The organism is Corallococcus sp. AB038B (assembly GCF_003668955.1).
Lineage (GTDB): Bacteria > Myxococcota > Myxococcia > Myxococcales > Myxococcaceae > Corallococcus > Corallococcus exiguus.
In genome coordinates, this window is sequence record NZ_RAWO01000012.1 from 35044 (window position 1) to 53398 (window position 18355).

12 protein-coding genes are annotated in these 18355 nt (G+C 70.2%); 6 read left to right on the forward strand and 6 right to left on the reverse strand.

The genetic code is table 11. The annotated features are described in order from the left end of the window. Positions 1-6: 6 nt before the first annotated feature. Positions 7-630, forward strand: coding sequence for a CoA pyrophosphatase (locus D7Y04_RS33405; RefSeq protein ID WP_120594781.1), 624 nt, complete (start codon positions 7-9; stop codon positions 628-630). Positions 631-770: 140 nt separating this feature from the next. Further along, positions 771-1691: a class I SAM-dependent methyltransferase gene (locus D7Y04_RS33410; RefSeq protein WP_120594782.1), complete on the forward strand. Its 921-nt coding sequence runs from the start codon at positions 771-773 to the stop codon at positions 1689-1691. Positions 1692-1699: 8 nt separating this feature from the next. Here the strand turns inward: D7Y04_RS33410 and D7Y04_RS33415 are convergent, their stop codons facing one another. From D7Y04_RS33415 to D7Y04_RS33430, 4 genes are all read right to left on the reverse strand, one after another. Next, entirely contained in the window at positions 1700-2293 is a 594-nt protein-coding gene (locus D7Y04_RS33415; RefSeq protein WP_121761931.1) for a hypothetical protein, read from the reverse strand. 3 nt (positions 2294-2296) lie between these two features. Then, positions 2297-4672 (reverse strand): hypothetical protein, encoded by a 2376-nt coding sequence (locus D7Y04_RS33420; RefSeq protein ID WP_233601690.1) that lies wholly within the window; start codon positions 4670-4672, stop codon positions 2297-2299. 119 nt (positions 4673-4791) lie between these two features. Further along, complete coding sequence (locus tag D7Y04_RS33425) at positions 4792-6147, reverse strand: sigma-54 dependent transcriptional regulator (protein WP_120594785.1); 1356 nt, start codon at positions 6145-6147, stop codon at positions 4792-4794. Beyond that, positions 6144-7364: an ATP-binding protein gene (locus D7Y04_RS33430; protein WP_233601691.1), complete on the reverse strand. Its 1221-nt coding sequence runs from the start codon at positions 7362-7364 to the stop codon at positions 6144-6146. The genes D7Y04_RS33425 and D7Y04_RS33430 overlap by 4 nt, the downstream gene beginning before the upstream one ends. 102 nt (positions 7365-7466) lie before the next feature. Between D7Y04_RS33430 and D7Y04_RS33435 the strand changes: the two genes are divergently transcribed. Then, positions 7467-8873: a serine hydrolase gene (locus tag D7Y04_RS33435; protein WP_121762052.1), complete on the forward strand. Its 1407-nt coding sequence runs from the start codon at positions 7467-7469 to the stop codon at positions 8871-8873. Positions 8874-9826: 953 nt separating this feature from the next. Beyond that, complete coding sequence (locus D7Y04_RS33445; protein ID WP_233601692.1) at positions 9827-10219, forward strand: hypothetical protein; 393 nt, start codon at positions 9827-9829, stop codon at positions 10217-10219. A 13-nt stretch (positions 10220-10232) separates the two neighbouring features. Here the strand turns inward: D7Y04_RS33445 and D7Y04_RS33450 are convergent, their stop codons facing one another. Together D7Y04_RS33450 and D7Y04_RS33455 are read right to left on the reverse strand one after the other, a co-directional pair. Further along, positions 10233-11705, reverse strand: coding sequence for an MBOAT family protein (locus D7Y04_RS33450; protein ID WP_121761933.1), 1473 nt, complete (start codon positions 11703-11705; stop codon positions 10233-10235). Positions 11706-11708: 3 nt separating this feature from the next. Continuing rightward, positions 11709-14444 (reverse strand): GDSL-type esterase/lipase family protein, encoded by a 2736-nt coding sequence (locus D7Y04_RS33455; RefSeq protein ID WP_121761934.1) that lies wholly within the window; start codon positions 14442-14444, stop codon positions 11709-11711. Between the two features lie 181 nt (positions 14445-14625). Between D7Y04_RS33455 and D7Y04_RS33460 the strand changes: the two genes are divergently transcribed. Beyond that, positions 14626-15687: a mannose-1-phosphate guanylyltransferase gene (locus D7Y04_RS33460; protein ID WP_120578420.1), complete on the forward strand. Its 1062-nt coding sequence runs from the start codon at positions 14626-14628 to the stop codon at positions 15685-15687. A gap of 220 nt (positions 15688-15907) precedes the next feature. Then, positions 15908-18289 carry a serine/threonine protein kinase gene (locus D7Y04_RS45960; RefSeq protein WP_233601693.1) on the forward strand — a complete coding sequence of 794 codons (2382 nt, stop codon included), beginning with the start codon at positions 15908-15910 and terminating at the stop codon, positions 18287-18289. Positions 18290-18355 lie beyond the last annotated feature (66 nt).

The window sequence follows — 18355 nt, forward strand, 5'->3', positions numbered from 1 at the left end:
GAGGTCGTGCGCGTGCAGGCCCTGTTCGATGCGCTGGAGACGCGGCTGACGGCGAGGCCGGCGCGGACGTTCGAGTGGAAGGGCCGGGCGCTGCGAGAGGCCGCGGTGCTGGTGCCCCTCTTCGAGCGGGACGGCGTGCCCCACATGGTCTTCACGCGGAGGCCCGCCACCCTGCGCACGCACGCAGGGCAGTACGCGTTCCCGGGCGGAGGCCAGGAGGCGCGGGATGTCACTCCGCTGGAGACCGCGCTGCGCGAGACGGACGAGGAGCTGGGCGTCGCGCCCACCCACGTGCGCGTACTGGGTCTGCTGGACGAGACGCCCACCACGTCCGCGTACCGCATCCGTCCCTACGTGGGCGTCATCCCGGGGGATGGGAAGTACATGCCCAACCCGGCGGAGGTGGACCTGGTGCTGGAGGTGCCGCTGGTGCGCCTGCTGGACCCCTCCATCCTCCGTGTGGAGCGGCACATGTGGGAGGGGATGGAGCACGACGTGCACTTCTACACGCACGGCGAGCACGTCATCTGGGGCGCCACGGGACGCATCCTGCGCAACTTCCTGCAGTTCGTGGTGGAGGTGCCGGGCATCCACGACCTGCTGGACGCTCCCTCGCCTGCTGGCCGCTGAGCCCCAAGGCTTGTGACGGCGTCCGTGCTGGCGGGCGGCCCTGGCGGAAGGTGCCTTGTCGCCCTGGAGGGCCGGTCCCACGTTGAGGGGGAAACCCTTCGAAAGGGCGCGACGTGGATGGTGGCAGTGGGTCCGGGGCCATGGAGGTGAGGGAGGCCGCGCTGGTGGCGCTGGGAGAGGTCCTGCGCGCCAGGGGGTACGCCTTCACGACGGTGACTCCGGAGACGCACCGGCGGGTGAATGCGCGGCCGGGGGCGAACCAGGCCTATTCGGTCCGGGACGTGTTCGGGTGGAGCCGTCCTTTCGGGCCGGGCGTGCTGGAGCCTCGGATGGTGGCGCTGCTGGAGGAGGCGGGCGCGCTGGCGGACTGCCGGGACGGGACGCACCGGAGCCGGGTGCGGTTCTCCTGCTTGGGAGCGGGGCTGTATGTCCATTCCGCGTGGCCCACGTCGGAGCAGGACGCGGTGTTCTTCGGGCCGGACACCTACCGGTTCTGCGCGTTGCTCCAGCGGGTGCCGGGCAGCTTCCGGCGCGTGGTGGACCTGGGGTGTGGCTCCGGAGCCGGAGGCTTGTCGGTGGCGGGGAGGAGCGGGGAGGTGGTGCTCGCGGATTTGAACCCGTTGGCGCTGGAGTTCTCGCGGGTGAACGCGAGGCTGAATGGCTCGCATGGGGTCCAGGCGGTGCACTCGGACCTGCTGCGGGATGTATCCGGCCGGTTCGATTTGATCATGGCGAACCCGCCGTACCTGGCGGACACGGACAAGCGCACGTACCGGGACGGTGGCGGCACGCACGGCACGGAGCTGTCCGTGCGCATCGTGCGTGAAGGCGTGGAGCGCCTGGAGCCGGGCGGCACGCTGGTGCTCTACACGGGCGCGCCGGTGGTGGACGGCGAGGACCTGCTGCGCTCCGCGCTGGAGCCGGTGTGGCGGGAAGCGCCCCTCGCGGAGGTGCGCTACGAGGAGTTGGATCCGGACGTGTTCGGCGAGGAGCTGGAGAAGACGCCGTACACAGGCGTTGAGCGCATCGCGCTGGTGGCGCTGGTGACGCGGCGGATGTGAGTGCCGCGTCAGGGCTGACGGCTCACGGCGCAGCGACCGGTGGCCTGTCTCGCGAGGTCTTCCGCCACGGAGCGCAGCAGGCTCCCCAGGACGGGTGCGCCGGAGGAGGAAGCCTCACCCTGGGTGAGCCACCGCGCCATGCGGCCCAGGCTCGCGGCCGTCACGACCTGGAGCCGCACCTCGACCTGCACGACGAAGTGCTCGTCCGCTCCGGGCCTTGAGTCTAGCGTCCAGGCCACGCGCTCCAGCTCCAGCGTGCCCACTCCTCCCGTCAGCTCGCGCCCGTCCAGCACGTAACCCTCGTGGGTGAACGCGAGCACCTGGGTCAGTCGCGCGCTGTCCAGGTGCGCGTCGAACCAGAAGGAACGGCGCCGCCAGAGTGTCAGCTCCACCTCCAGCTTTCCCGCGAGTCCCAGCCGCACCAGCCGGTCCAACTCCGGTGAGATGAAGGCGCGTGCCTCCGGCCGGACCATCACGCGCTTTCCGGAGAGCGTCGCGGTGCAGGCCGCGGATGCCTCTTCCGCGTGCGCTCCGGACGCGAGCAGGCTCGCCGCGACGACGAGCGCCGCGCCATGCCTGCTCTTTGTTGCGTGCCTTCCCATGGCTCAGAAGGTCCGGTTGAACAGCAGGCGCGCTTCGGGCGTGAGCTGGGCCTTTTCGTCGATGCGCCAGGCAGCCTCGAAGCGCACGGCGTCGCCGAAGTGGAAGCTGCCACCCAGGCCCAGCTGCGCACCCGACCACGCGCTCGCGGCATGCACCGCGCCCAGGTCCGCGAAGATGCCCAGGCCGTGCCAGCGGTACTCGGCGCTCGCGAGCACCGAGCTGTCGCCTCCTCGGAACTCCTTGAAGCCGAAGCCTCGCAGCGCGGTCCAGCCTCCCAGCGCCTCCTGCTTCTGGAGCGGCAGGTCGTGGCCCATCGCGGCTCGCAGGCGCAGGCTCAGGCCCGTGTGCCAGTTCATGGGCACGTCCATGGCGACGTCGCCCACCAGCTTCCAGAAGCGCGCATCCGCGCCGCCCGCGCCCGGGCCTTCACCCACCTCCAGCGTCACGAAGCCGCGCAGCGCGGGCTCGCGCTTCCAGTTCTTGTGGCGCTCGAAGAGGGACGTCTCCGGCGTGCGGAAGAGGGAGCCCACGCGCGTGCCACGCTCCGCCGCGCCGCTGTACTCCAGCCGCACCACCGCTGAACGGAACCGGCCCTCGTTCACCGGCGCGTTCGGGAACGGCGGGTCGTCGCTCCGGAAGAGGCTGAGCGGCGGCGTGAACGACTGGAGCGAACTCATCGTGTCACCGCGCACCTCCACGCCCGCGAGCCACGACTCCGCCCAGCGCCAGGTGGCGAAGGCCGTGAAGCCCTGACGGCGGAAGTAGTCCCGGTCCGGCCGGTTGATGAGGAACGAGTAGAAGTACGAGTCGAAGTCCCCCAGCCGCCAGCGGTCCAGCGTGTCGATGAAGTCGTGCACCTGCGCGCCGAGCTCCTCGATGCCCAGCGCGGGCAGCTGCACCTTGGCTCCGCCCAGCAGGTTGACGTGGCGCTGATTGCTGGTGCCTTCCGGATCGCCCGGGATGCGCTGTCCGCCCAGTCGCAGGGGGATGAAGAAGGCTCCCTCCAGCGTCGTGTGCACGCGGTCTCGCGAGTCGAAGATGCGCAGGCTCGCCGAGAGCCCCGGGGCGAAGCCCGTCACCTGCGTGTGCACGGGCAACAGGTCCACGTCCAGGTCCGGAGGACGCGGGCGCACGTGGACGATCAGCTTCTTCCCCTCCAGCGTGAGGCCGTCGCTCCCGGCGTCGCTCTCTCCGAACATCCGGCTCCAGCCCAGCTCGAACTCCACGCGCTCGTGGCGCCGCGACTTGCGACGGGGTTCCTCCTGCGTGCGGTAGTGCCGCGTGCCGTCGGCCTCTCGTTCCTCGACGATGCGCACGGTCGTGCGTTCGTCCTGGAGGTCCTCGCTGTCCACCGCGCGCAGGAAGGGCAGCCGCGACTCCATGCGCTCCATGGCGCGGCGGGCATCACTCCGGAGGAAGACGTCGCCGGGCTCCAGGCCCAGGGCTTCCCGCACGCGCGTGGCCATCGCGTCGTCCACGCCGCGCACCTCCACGGACTCCAGCTGGCCTTCATCCACCGTCACGACCAGCCGGCCTTCGGGGGACAGCGAGGCGGACACCGTCGCGAGCAGGTAGCCGTCGTCCTCGCGAAGGGTCTTGAGGACCCGGTCGAGCGCGGCGTCCAGGCCTCCCAACATGATGCCGGGGCGGAACGCTCCCTCGTCCCGTCGCGCCAGCCACGGACGGGGCGGGCGCGGAGCAGGACAGGGGCTGACGACCCGCAGGGTCCCGTGGCGCTTGTGGACGCGCAGCGTGGTGACCTCGTCCTCGTCCTCGTCCTCGGCATCGTCCTCGTCGGAGGTAGGGGAGGACAGTTCGAACAGCGCTCCCCACAGTTCGTCGGGCCGGAGGTCCTGAAGGCCTTCGAACTCCACCGACGTGAGCGTGGGGTTCTCCTGCAAGGTCACTTCGAGCAGGGCTGGACCCTGATCACTGACGCGAACGCGGGGCTCCACGCGGGCGAAGAGGCCGGTGCGCGCCAGGCGATGCAGTAGGGACTGCACTTGCGTGGCCGTCAGGGGCCGCGAGTCTTCCGCGGCAGGCGCACCCACGAGCTTGCGGACCTGCGGATCCGTGAGCCGCTGGAGCCCGCGAAACTCCAGGCCCGTGGGCGTGAGTCCCCGGCCGTCGACCTCGACCTGCAGAGCCCCGAGCACCGTGGAATCCGAGAGGTCGTCATCATCCTTGTCGAAGCCCTCCGGGCACGTCGGGTAGCTCCAGTCCTCCGAGGCGGTTTCGCCCTCCGGTGGTGCGGTGGACGGGGAGAGGGCCACGGACGCGTCGGAGGTACCGGCATCCGGTGAGGGTTGGCCCAGGGCCGTGAGCGAGACGAAGCAGAGCGCCAGTGCGAGACGGTTCATGGAAGGCGGCAGGAGCATGCTCCGTTCCAGGTGCGGCCTCACCGCAAGTGCCCGGAACGACGGAGGGCGAGCAGACGGGCGGATGTCATGGACACATCCTGATGTGTCGGGCGGTTGTGGCCGTGACATCGCGCGGCTCACGAAGAGACGGGCAGGCCCAGGGCCTTGATGCGCCGGTAGAGGTTGCCTCGGTCCACCTGGAGGATGCGCGCGGCTCCGGCGATGCTTTCGCCCTCGCGGAGCGCGGCGCGGATGAGGTCCCGCTCGAAGTCCTCCACGTGCTCGCGGTAGCTCTTGTCACCCAACGTCGTGCGCGGCGCGGGCGCGGTGCTCGTGGGAGCCGACACCGCGTCCGGTCCCAACTCCAGCGGACCGTCACCCCGGAGCAGGTTCATGCGTTCGATGACGTTGCGCAGTTCGCGCACGTTGCCGGGCCACGGGTAGGCACGCAGTGCGGCCTCCGCTCCCGGCGCGAGCACGAGCGGCGTCTTGGGACCCGCGAGCTCCGCCGCGAAGACGCGCGCGAGGGGCAGCAGGTCCTCGGGGCGCTCGCGCAGCGGCGGTAAGTGCAGTGGCAGCACGTTGAGGCGGAAGAAGAGATCCTGCCGGAAGCGGCCCTCTTTCACCGCGCGGCCCAGGTCCTGGTGCGTGGCAGCGAGGATGCGCACGTCCACCGCCACCGGCAGCGTGCCGCCCAGTCGTTCCACCTGACGCGTCTCCAGGACTCGCAGCAGCTTGGCCTGGAGCTCCAGCGGCATGTCCCCCAGTTCGTCCAGGAACAGCGTGCCGCCCTGCGCCTGTTCGAAGCGGCCCGCGCGCCGCGCCACCGCGCCGGAGAAGGCGCCTCGCTCGTGGCCGAACAGCTCGCTCTCCAGCAGCGTGGAGGGAATGGCCGCGCAGTTGACCGCCACCAGCCGGCCCTTGCGTCCGGAGGCCTTGTGCAGCGCCTGCGCCACGCGCTCCTTGCCGGTGCCTGTCTCGCCGGTGATCAGCACCGCCGTGTCGCTGGGACCCACGCGCGCGATGAGCTGGCGCAGGGACTCCATGGCCGGGCTTTCGCCCACCAGGTTCCCCGGCTGGGCCAGCGCGTCCAGCAACCGCTCGCGCTCCTCGCGCAGCGCGCCCAGGGCCAGCGCGTTGTGCAGCGCAGTGAGGAGCCGCTCGGGGGACGGAGGTTTCTCCACGAAGTCCGTGGCCCCCAGCTTCAGGGCCTGCACTGCTTCGGAAGGTGAGGCCTCTCCGGACAGGACCACCACGGGGACGGGCAGTGGCTTGGGCAGACGTGCCAGCAGCTCCAGCCCTGTCTCGCCCGGCATGCGCAGGTCCAGCAGCATCAGCGCGGGGGGCGCGTCCGGCGCTTCGAGCAAACGCGCGGCCTCCGCCGTGGAGCGGGCCTCCACGGGGGTGAAGCCTCCGTCTTGGAGCAATCCACGCACGGCCCTCAGGACGCCGGGGTCGTCGTCGACGATGAGGATGCGGGCTCCGGTCTTCATGCGGCCACCTGGGAAGCGTCGGAAGGCAGCACCACCTGGGCCCGGGTGCCACCCTGGGCGCCCGGCTCCAATCTCAAGGTGCCGCCGTGCTCGTGGGCGATCTTCTGCGCGATGGGCAGGCCCAGCCCGCTGCCACCGGGCTTGGTGCTGAACAGCCCCCGGGTGAGGACAGGGCCCTCCAGCACGCCCGGGACGCCACTGCCGCCGTCACTCACGGTGACGTGCACGCGGCCGTCCGCCGCTTCGTGCAGCGCGACGTGGACGGGTGGGGCGGTTGATGGAGAGGCCTCGGTGGCGTTCTTCACCAGGTTGCCGAAGAGGCGGCGCAGTCCGTCGGGGTCCGCGCGTAGTGACACCTCTTCGCCAGGGTCCAGCACCACGGGCACCGGGGAGTTGCCCGCGTACAGGGCGCACACCTCCGCGAGCAGTGGACGCAGCGCGACGTCCTGGAAGCGGGGGGCCGGCAGGCGCGCGAAGGTGGAGAAGCTCTGGGTCATGCGCATGAGCAGGTCCACCTCCTCCTGGAGGAGCGCCACCGCTTCGGCGAGGCGCGTCGGGTCTGGCAGGGTGCCGGCATCCTGCGGAGACAGACGCGCGAGCGACAGCCTCATTGCGGTCAGGGGGTTCTTCAGCTCGTGGGCGAGCGCGCGGGCCACGTCCTGCCACGCGGCGATCTGCTCGGCGGCCTTGAGGTGTTCGCGCTGGTCCAACAGCTCCTGGCCCATGCGGTTGAACTGGCCCAGGAGGAACTGGAGTTCGTCGCGAGCGGGCTCGGGGACGGGAAGGCGGACCGATAGGTCTCCGCGGGAGTACGCCCGCATGCCCTCCAGGAGCCTGGCCATGGGGCGCGTGAGGACGCGGCCCAGGAGCACCGCGGATACGGCCAGCACGACGGCGGCGATAGCTCCCACCCCGGCGATGAACACGGGCACGCGGCGCACCAGGGCCCGCCGCGCCAGCTCCGCCTGCGCCAGGTTCAGCCGCGCCTCGTCGAGCGCATCCGGAGGCAGTCCCCGGCGGGTCAGCTCATCGGAGACGTTGTCGAGCACGGCCTCCACGGGCGCGATGGAGATGGAGAGCACGCGCTCCAGTACGCCCTGGGCCAGTGCGCCCAGCAACGCCAACGGGATGAGGCCCGCGAGCAGCATCACCGCCAGCAGGCGTCGGCGGAAGCGGAACGGAGGCGGGGGAGGGCCCACGGATGGCGCACGGCTCATGGCGAGCTGTTCATATCGCGGGGCGTGCATCGTTCGCGCGGTTGGGGACTCATGATGGGATGCCATGCCCGGCCCATGCAGGGCCGGATGCCGGAAATCCCCATGCGCCATTCCCTGAAGCCGCTCACGTTGGCTGTCGTCTTCCTGATGGGTCTGCTGGTGGCCCGTTCCGCTCAGGCCCGTGACTCGCTCCGCGAGCGCATCGACGCGTTCGTGCGCGCGGAGCAGAAGCGGATGGGCGTGCCGGGGCTCGCGGTGGGGGTGGTGAGCCACGGCCGGGTGGTGCTGGCGAAGGGGTACGGCTTCGCGAACCTGGAGCACCAGGTCCCGGTGGGGACGGACACGCTCTTCCAGTCGGGGTCGGTGGGGAAGATGTTCACCGCGACGGCGCTGATGCTCCAGGTGGAGGCGGGGCGCGTGTCGTTGTCCGACAGCGTGACGAAGTACTTCCCGGATGCACCCGCGACGTGGAAGCCCATCACGGTGCGCCACCTGCTGACGCACACGTCTGGCATCAAGGACCTGGAGGGGCTGCTCGACGAGCGCAAGGACTACACGGAGCAGGAGTTCGCGGAGTTCATCTACAAGCTGCCGCTGGAGTTCCCGGCGGGGCTGCGGTGGAACTACAGCAACTCCGGCTACGTGCTGCTGGGCCTCCTGGTGAACCGCGTCGCGGGCATGACGTATCAGGAGGTCCTGGCGCGCCAGGTCTTCAAGCCCGCGGGCATGAAGACAGCGCGAGGCATCAGCGAGGCGGACGTCATCCCGAACCGCGCGGCGGGCTACGAGCTGGTGGGGGGCGTGGTGAAGAACCAGCAGTGGGTGTCGCAGTCGTTGAATACGACGGGGGACGGCGCGCTCTACTTCTCGCTGAAGGACATGCTGGCCTGGGAGGAGGCGGTGGCGAAGCGGGCCCTCCTGACGCAGGACAGCTGGCGAGAGGTGTTGTCGCCAGTGAAGCTGAACAGCGGTGCCAGCCAGCCGTACGGCTTTGGCTGGGAGGTGCTGGAGCGCAACGGCCAGCCGCTGCACAAGCACACGGGCTCGTGGCAGGGATTCCGGACGGCCTATTCACGCTTCCTGGGGGACGAGCTGTCCATCGTGGTGCTGGCGAACCTGGACAAGTCGAACCCGGCGCTGCTCGTGGAGGGCATCGCGGCCATCGTGAATCCGGCGCTCGCCGTGCCGCCGCTCAAGCCCATTCCGGACACGGAGCCGGAGGTGACGGCGAGGCTCACGGAGCTGCTGGAGAAGACGCGCCAGGGCGCCTGGGAGCCGTCGATGTTCGCCTACGTGCCGGCCAGGTACTTCGAGGAGGCCGGTCCGTTCTTCAAGTCCATGTTGCAGGGGCTTGGGGCCGCGGGGCCGCTGGTGCTGGCGAACCGTGAGACGCGAGGCGACGACCGCCTCTACACGTACCTGGTGCAATTCGGCGCCGCGACGTGGCGGTACCGCGTGGGGCTGACTCCCGACAATCGGGTGACTTTGCTCACCCTCCAGGCGAACTGAAGCGGTGGGGTAGGCTCGGCGGGACAGCGCGTCTCTCCGAGGCGCGATGGAGGTTCCAGTGCGGCCCATGCTTCTCCTGACTCTTGGCGCAGTGCTGGCTTGTACGAGCTCCAGGCTCTACTACCTGCGAACAGAGCTACCCTTCCTGGACGACGACCCCAACCTGGCGGTCGTGCCGGGTCCCTGGAAGCATCCGGACGTTCCGAGCGTACTCTCGAATGCGGCGACCATTCCTGATGACCTGGTGCTGCCAACCCTGAAGGCGTTGATGGCATTGCCAGGGGCAGTCGATGCCTGTGATCCGAACACGAGGAGACAACGTCGAGATGCAGTCGAATACTGCGTCTCCATCTACAAGACGCCGCAAGATTGGCGCGTCTCATGGCCCATCCGGAGCTTCGTGGGAGAGGAAGGCAGTTGTCAGCCAGCCTATGGCGGTGTGGCTGACGAGGACTTCGGAGCGGATGTTCCCATCTTCGGATTCGCGCACAACCATCCCTGCGGAACGCCCGTCAGCAGCCGCGATCTGAATGTCTTTCCATCAATGAGGCTGGAGCAGGGCGGATGGGTGGTCGTGACCTATGGCGCGACACCCAGTGGGAAGCTGATCAGAGACTCACGCGGTGAGCTGGTTCCGGCCTGGGGATGGCTCGCGACAGGCCACCGGGACTCGCCTCGCTTCTACAAGTGGAATCAGGCCGGACGGATGTACCGGTGGAATGAGGTGCGTCGGGATTGGGAGATGGTGTCGACCTGCCAACCAGGGACACCTCCGGGACCTCTCAGCCCTCGCGGAGGTCCCCCGGAATGCATCCCCGCGTTGCAGTGGTAAAAGGTTCACGGCTTCAAGCGAGGAGACGCCCATGCTGAGACCCCACGCCCTGCTCCTCCTCGTGTCCCTTCTCCAGGATGGGGGGACGGAGACTGCGGCACCCCGGCATGCGCATTCCGTCGTGAGGAATCCCGCGTTTCCGACCGCCACGACGGGCTCGGATGCGGGGGCGTCTGTCTCCACTCGCGCGCCCATTGTCGCGGAAGGCATCCAGTGGCCCGACGACCTTCAGCCCCTGGCGACGCTGGACGGGCCCGCGGTTCTTGCCGCGCACGCCGCGTTGCAGCGGAGGCTCTCCCGCTATCCCAAGGAGTACGCAAAGAGCTGTGCGTTCTCCGCGAAGGGGATGGAAGTCATCGTGGGCGAGGAGCGAGGGATCTACTTCGTCCGCATCAACCCTCGACCCGACAAGTGCGGTTGGGCGCCCGGCACGGTGCTCGCGTTCGACGAATTCGAACTGTACGCCGTCTCACCCGAGGGAAAGGTGTTGGCGCGCTATCCGTACATGCCCTGAGCGAACCGCGTCCTCAGAACTGCAGATACACGTACGGCCGGGTCTCCAGCGTGGACAGTTGGCGGATTCCCAACCCCAGGAGCACCAGCACCACCGCTCTCGCGGGTGCGGGCAGCTTGAGGAACACGAGCGCCGCGGTGTCGTAGAGCTTCATCGGCACCGCGTGCGCGATGACCGCGATGGCCAGCATGCTCCACACCAGCGGACCCACGTTCGCCAGGCCCGGGATTCCCGCCAGCATCCGGGCGTAGAACTCACCCGCGTGCGCCATGTCCGGCGCTCGGAACACCACTCGCGTCAACACCACCAGCGTGAACGTGGCCAGCATCCCGATGGCCACGCGCGCCGGGCCCGGTTCCTGCTGCTTGCCCTTGAACCACCACCAGCACCGCACCCCGCACAACGCCACGCCGTGCACCGCGCCCCAGACCGCGAAGCGCCAGTCCGCCCCGTGCCACAGGCCTCCCAGCACCATCACCATCATCAGGTTGAAGCACACGCGCGGCTTCGACCGGCGGTTGCCGCCCAGCGGGATGTACAGGTAGTCCCGCAGCCATGACGACAGGCTCATGTGCCAGCGGTTCCAGAACTCGAACAGGTTCTTCGCCAGGTACGGCCTCGCGAAGTTCTCCGGGAACTTGAAGCCGAACAGCGACGCCACACCAATCGCGATGTCCGAGTACCCCGAGAAGTCGTAGTACAGCTCCAACGTGTACGCGACCGCCGCCACCGCGCACTCCGCCGACGAGTACGCGTGCGGACTGCCGAACACCGGATCCACGATGCCGCTGCCCAGCACGTCCGCGATGACCAGCTTCTTCACCAGTCCCACCGCAATGCGGAACAACGCCTTGTTCCCGTCATCCGACGACAGCGTGGGCACTTCCCGGAAGTGCGCCATCAACTCCGACGCGCGGACAATCGGCCCGCTCAGCACACGCGGGAAGAACAACATGTAGAGCAGGTGCTCCACGAACGAGTGCTCGGAGCTCGCCTTCCCCCGGTACACGTCCACCGTGTAGCTGATGGCCTGGAACACGAAGAACGACAGGCCCACTGGCAACAGGAAATGGAAGGGCTCCGGCCGTACCTCCACGCCCCACGGCCCCAAGAGCGCCGCCACCGTCCGGCGCAACAGCTCCAGGTACTTGAAGCCCGCCAGCAACCCCAGGTTGGAGACGATGGACAGCACCACCAGCAGCTTGCGCAGCCCCGGCCGCTCCGTGCTCCCCATCCCCTTCACCAGCAGGTGATCCACCGTCACGCCGGCCAGGAAGATGAACAGCGGCACCAGCTTCACGACCAGCTCGCCCACGGGCATCCCGCCCACGAACGCGCTCAGTGGCACCTGCAGGAACGACACGTAGACCAGCAGGCTGGCCGTCAGCAGCAACAGCATCCGCGGCCAGTAATGCCGGTGCATCGCCCAGTAGAGCGCGAACACCACGATGACGAAGACGACGTACTGGAGGCTGTGGGACAGCACGGCTCAGGGCGCTCCCGCGGCGGAGGCTGTCGGCTCGCCGCCCTTCTTCGTGGACTCGTACGCCGCCATCAGGTCCTTCACGAACGCGTTCGCCAGCACCGCGTAACCCTGCGGCGTCAGGTGCACCCCGTCCGCGTGGCCCAGCGGCTCCGGCTGCCGCTGCCAGCGCTGCATGGACCGCTCACCGCCCATCGCCGCTCGCGCGGACCAGTACGCACAACCGGCGTCCTTCGCCACCTGCGGCAACGTGTTCAGCACCTTCGCCAGCGACGGCGCTTCATCCCACTGGCCGTTCGCCTCCTGCTGGAGCCGGTCCGTGGGCCCGATGACCAGGCACTCCGCGTTCGTCGCCTTGCGCATGCGCGCAATCAACGCCGCGTAGTCCTGGCGCAGCCCGTTCGCGTCCAGCCCCGGCAGCTCCGCCTCGTTGGTGCCGTACCAGAACACCAGCAGGTCCGGCCGGCGCGCGGTCAGCTGCGCGTCCATCGCCGGCGCATCCATGTCCCGCGCCGTGAAGGCCGTGGAGCCAGGCAACCCGAGCGCGTCGTACACCAGCCCCGGCACGTCGTACTCCAGCGACGCACCCAGCACCGTCGCGCTCCCGCCACCCTCCGGTACCTTCACCTGGACCGAGTGCGCCACGCCCGTCACCGGGAACGAACGGATGCGCACCGTGGGCTGCGTCAGCGGCTCCGGCGGCGGTGCTTCCGGCGGAATCTCCTCGCCGTCCACCGTGATTTCAGGCGCCGCGGCACCCGGCGCGTCCAGCGCGTACAGGTCCAGCCGGCCCTGGCGGTTCTTGTCCTCCGCGCAGCCTTCGCAGAAGGAGATGCCCAGGCTCGCGCCGGGCGCTCCCACCGCGCGGATGCCGGTGAGCCCCCAGAGGCCTCCAGGCGTGCTCTTCGCGTCCTCCACCGTCCACGCACCGTCCAGCGTGCGCGTCACGTGCGCCCCCTCCAGCCGGGAGGACGGCTTGCCCGCCGCGATGAAGCCCCGGCCCGCGTCACCGAAGCGCTTTGTCAGCGCGTCGCGGACCTTGTCGGAGAAGTAGTGCGCCGCCGTGTGCGACGCGCCCAGCTGCGCGATGCCCACTCGCAGCTTCGCGCCGGACTCCCGGCGGGCCAGTGATTCGAACGTGCGGCGCAGCGAAGGGGCCGCGTTCTGCAGGCCGGTCGTGTCCGTGCCCGGCAGCCGCGGCGGATGCGTGCGCGCGAAGGCCCGCTGCAACGACAGGTCGAACAGGTGGCCCAGCAGGTTGGAGCCGCGCACGCGAGGGTGCACCAGGTCCTCCAGCATCAGGCCGGACTCCAGCCACTTGAGCGCGGAGCCCTCGCCGCCCATCGCCGCCAGCGTGTCGTAGAAGGCGCAGCCTCCCGCGCGCGCCTCCTCGCGGAACACCTCCGACACCTCCGCCGAGTGCCGGCGGGTGATCAGCTCGCCGCTCAGCGTGCGCACGCCCGCGTCGATGGGCGACATGACGAGGCACGCCGCGTCTGGCACCGACGTGCGAACGCGCGACACCAGTTCCTTCATCTGCGAGCGGACCTCGTCCAGCGTGGTGCGGTCGCGCGAGAGGAAGAACGCCTCGTTGCCGCCCACCATCAACACCACCAGCGACGGCTTGCGGTGCTTGAGCTGCGCACGGAACGCTTGGGGCTGCGCGCGCAGGTACACCTCCGCCATGCCGCCCAACAGGCCCACCGTGTCGTAGACGACGCCCGGCGTGCCCGACTCCACCGACACGCCGTGCAGCTCCGTCTTGCCGCTCGTGGTGAGCGTCAGCGTCTTGGCGCCTTCTGGAATCTTGAGCCGCGCGAAGGCCGCTTCCGCCTTGGATCCGAACGCGCGCGTCTGGATTCGCTGCGTGTTCTTCCCGTCCACCGCCACCTGCACGGCACCGTTCGCGGGCTGGGCCAGGAAGAACAGCTCCGCCTCGCGCGCTCCCTCCACGGAGTAGCGCGTGGACTGCGCGGGGCCGCTCGTGGAGAAGGCCACGCCCGTCCAGCCCACGCGGTCCTTGGGCCAGTGCGTGTCCACCAGCCGCTCCATCTTCCATCCGTCCGTGCTCGCGGTGCCCGCGCGCGTGGCGCGGCCGGCGCTCGCCAGCCGGTGGATGTAGAGGAAGCCCGGACCGCCCGAACCAAAGCGCTCCTGGAGCCGGTCGCGCACCACGTCCGTGACGTAGTCGGAGGCGATCAGCGAATCGCCCAGGTGCACCACCCGCACTGGCGTGCGCCGCGCGTCCGCGCGCAAATCTCCCAGCGCCTTCATGAACGGCGCCAGGCCGTCCTCTTCACACGTCCCGTCCGCGCGCGTCTTCCGGCAGTTGAGCTCGATGTCCACGTGCTTCGCGCCCATGCGCTCGCGCAGCGCTTCCAGCTCCAGCGCGGTCGCCAGCGTGGGGGCGCTCAGCTCCTCCAGCCCGATGCCGGGCACGGCCGGGGCCTCCCCCACCTGCGGGCCCGCCTTGGGATCCGTGTCGTTGGCGGCGGTGTCCGCATCCGCGACCGCGGTGGGCGGAGCGTCCGGGACCATCGTGTCCGAGGGCGGGCGCGGGGCCTTCACGCCGCGCAGCGACGCGGGAAGTGCGATCGCCGCCAGCTTGGGCCCGAGCGAACCTTCCTGACGGAGGCTGGGGAGGGGGCGGAACTTCTCCGGCAATGGCGCCAGGGACAACCCCACCGCCAGCAGCACGGTGAAGGCCAGCGTCCATCCGGTGGATGTGGGCTTGAGGCTCAACGCCGGGGCATGAGACTGGCTTTTTGGGGACGGGTCAAAACTCTGCCCACATTGTCGCGCCCCATCCCTCGGAGGGTAGGCGGCCGGGCCCCCTTCCTCCGCTGGCGCGACGCGCTATGGTGCGCCGCCGTGCGCGCCAGGCCATGGGCCGGCGTGCGCCCCTAGGAGCTCGCACCCGTATATGGCCCTCTACCCCGTCATCATGGCCGGAGGCTCCGGCACCCGCTTCTGGCCGCTGTCCCGCCAGGCCCGTCCGAAGCAGTTCCTCCCGCTGGCCTCCAAGCAGCCGCTGCTCACCGACACCGCCCAGCGCCTCAAGGGCCTGGCGCCGGTGAAGAACACCTTCATCGTGTGCGGCCCCGTGCACGCGAAGACGGCGCTGAAGCTGGTGAAGGGGCTGCCCAAGGGCAACCTCCTGGTGGAGCCCGTGGCGCGCAACACCGCGCCTGCCATCGCGCTCGCCGCGCTCCAGGTGGCCGCGCGCGACCCGAAGGGCGTGCTCGCGGTGCTGCCGTCGGATCACCACGTCGCGGACGTGAAGGGCTTCCAGCGCACGCTCGCGGAAGCGGCGCGCATCGCGGAAGGGGGCCACATCGTCACGCTGGGCATCAAGCCCGCGCGCCCGGAGACGGGCTACGGCTACATCCAGGTCGGTGCCGCGCTGGACGGCGGCGGCCGCCGCGTGAAGGCGTTCAAGGAGAAGCCCGACCTCAAGACGGCGCAGGAGTACCTGGCCGGCGGCGACTACCTGTGGAACGGCGGCATCTTCGTCTTCCGCGCGGACGTGATGCTGGAGGCTTTCAAGCAGCACATGCCGGAGATGCAGAAGGGCCTGGACGCGCTCCAGAAGGCCGCGGGCAAGCGCACCTTCCCGGCCGTGCTCAAGCGCGTGTTCCCCAAGCTGCCCTCCATCTCCATCGACTACGGCGTGATGGAGAAGGCGGAGAACATCGCGGTGCTGGACGGCGACTTCGGCTGGTCCGACGTGGGCTCCTTCGCCGCCATCCCGGAAGTGCGCCCCGCCGACGCGCAGGGCAACGTCGTCTCCGGCGACGCGGTGCTGGTGGACTGCACCAACTGCGTGGTGCTGTCCGACAAGCGCACGCTGTCCGTCGTGGGCATGCACGACGTGGTGGTGGTGGACTCCGGTGACGCCGTGCTCGTGGTCCCCAAGGACAAGAGCCAGGACGTCCGCAAGGTCGTCGAGGCCCTCAAGGCCCGGAAGCGCACCAAGCTGCTGTAGGCCTGGAGGCGACTTCGCCTCCTGTTTCACCCCACACATTTCTTCCCGGGGCTCCCTGTCGTTTCTACAGGGGGCCCTGGTTCGTTTTGCGGGGTTTGCTGGCACTCGCGGGTGTTGGAGTGTCGCGGTCCGGACGAAAGCGGGCCCCGGGCACGAGGCGCGCGGGTTGCAAGTCCATCCCGGGTCCGCCCCATTTCCGGGGCGACAGGCGGGGATGGCGATGGGCTGCAAGCGCTGCGTGGGCGAACACCGGGATGGGGAGGCGTGCCCCGTCGCTGCCCGGCCTCCGGTGTCGGGGGATTCGCTGGAGGGTCAGCGGCACGGGCCGCTGATGCTGAAGCGTCGGCTGGAGGTGGGCGCGGTGGCGTCGGTGTACCTGGCGGAGTACGTGCCCACCGGGCACCGCTTCTCCGTGAAGGTGCTGCACGCGCACCTGTCTGCCCGTCCCGCCGTGCGCGCGAGGTTCATCGCGGAGGCGCTGGCGCAGCGCAACGTCGTGCACCGCCACGTGGCGCGCGTGCTGGACGTGCGCCCCGGTCCGCAAGGTTTGCCCTGCGTGCTGCAGGAGGCGCCGGAGGGTGAGTCGCTGAGCGCGATGCCCCTGCCGCTGTCTCCGGCCGAGGTGGGCGAGGTGTTGGATCAGGCGCTCGCGGGGCTGGAGGCGGCGCACGCGCGGGGTCTGGTGCATGGGGACCTCACGCTGGACTCGATGTTCATCACGCGCGACGCGAAGGGTGAGCGGCGCGTGCGGGTGCGGGACTTCGGCGCGGGCGCGGTGCGGGAAGCGGCGCTGTCGCCGGAGGAGCGCACGCAGGGCATGACGGTGGGCTCGCCCACATTCATGGCTCCCGAGCAGTGCGAGGGGATGAACCGGAGCCCTCGCGCGGATGTGCATGCGATGGGCGTGGCGGGCTACCTGCTGGTGACGGGCCGGCTGCCGTTCGGCCTGGGGCGCTCCGCGGACGTGACGCTGTTCCCGCCTCACGCCATCAACCCGAACGTGCCGCCCGCGCTGTCCACCGTGCTGCTGCGCGCGCTGGCCGCGAAGCCGGAGGAACGGTTCGACAGCGCGTGGGCCTTCCGCGTCGCGCTCGCGGAGGCGCTGGGCCTGAAGGCACCGGTGCGCAACGCGTTCGCGGATGCTCCCGAGGATGTGTCCGATGCGGTGGAGGTGGTCGCCACGGCGAAGGCGCCTGCCGAGACGCACGACGCGGCGGACGACTTCGACATCGTGGAGGACGTGCCTGAATGGGGCATGGCCGCCTCGTCCGTGGAGGATGCGGCGTTGCGCGCGGCGCATGGCGTGCCGTCCAACGTCCGCCCCGGTGAGGGGGACATGCGCGCGGAGGTGGCCGCGTTCTGGGCTTCCGCCGTGGCGCTGCTGGGGTCCGCCGAACCGGAGCTGCCGGCCGAGGGCTACGTGCCCACCGCGCCGGCCAAGACGATGAAGCTCGGCATCGTCACGCTGAACTCCCTTCAGGCCGCTGCGCCCATCCTGCTGGTGGATCCGGCCTCGCCCCTGGACGTCATGGCGCAGCCCTCGGTGAACTCCACGTCCACGCTGGGCGCCGCGGCCATCCCGTTCATGACCCTGGCGCCGTCGCTGGAGCCCGTGTCCATTCTGTCGCCTCCGCCCATTCCGTTGGTGGACGTCGTCCATGACGACGCGCCCATTCCGCTGGTGAACGCCCTGCCGCCCCTGGAGGCCTCCGCGCCTCGCACGGACGCGCCCACGGACCTGCGCGTGCGCCTGGGCCTCACGCCGGGCGAAGTCCTCCAGTCCGTCTCCGTGAGCGACGTCGCCCCTGAAGGTCTCTTCGCCGAGTGCCAGGGCTCACTGCCCCCGCTCGCCGCACGGCTAACGGTGGAGGTGTCCTTCCGGGGCGAGACGGCCCTGGGCGCCTGCGACGTCGTCCGCCACGTCACCTTCGACGAGGCGCGCACCTGGAACGTGCCCGCGGGCGTCTTCGTCCACTTCTCCGACGAGTTTCCCGCGCTGGGCCGGCTGCTCTCCCGCGCTCTCATGGAGGACGCGGAGCCCGCGCCCGACGGGGAGCTTGGCCGCATGCTGTCCCGCGCGGAGGCCGTCGCCCGGGACCCCTACACGCTGCTGGGCGCGAAGCACGACGCCGACTTCGGTGACATCCACCGCCGCGCCCAGGCCGCCCTGCGCCGCCTGGTCGCCTTCCAGCACCGCCCGCTCCCCACCGTGCAGCGCCAGGCCCTGGACGCCCTGCGCGTGCGCGTGCTGGCCGCGCAGCGGATGCTCGGCGATCCGCTCTCCCGCGTGGGCTATGACGCCACCCGGGGCAACGTGGGCGGCCTTGCCCGCTGCGTCGCCGCGGGCGTCCCGGAGCCCACCATGGAGGCCCTGCGCAGCGCCTTCCTCGCCGCCCGTCCGGAGGTGGAGAAGAAGGCCCGTGCGCTCTTCACCCAGGGACATGCGTTGGAGGTCCAACGGGCCGTTCCCGCCGCGCTGGAGCGCTACTCGGAGGCCCTCAAGCTGGACCCGCTGAACACGTCCTGGCTGAAGCACTACCAGTCGCTGCTGCGGCGGGTGCCAGCGGGAGCTGGTGCCCAGGCCCCCGGGGCCATGGTCTGATGGGGGCCATCAGCCCCTGCCGGGGGTAGGTTCCGCCCTGCCTGGAGGGGCCGGGCGTTCAACAGT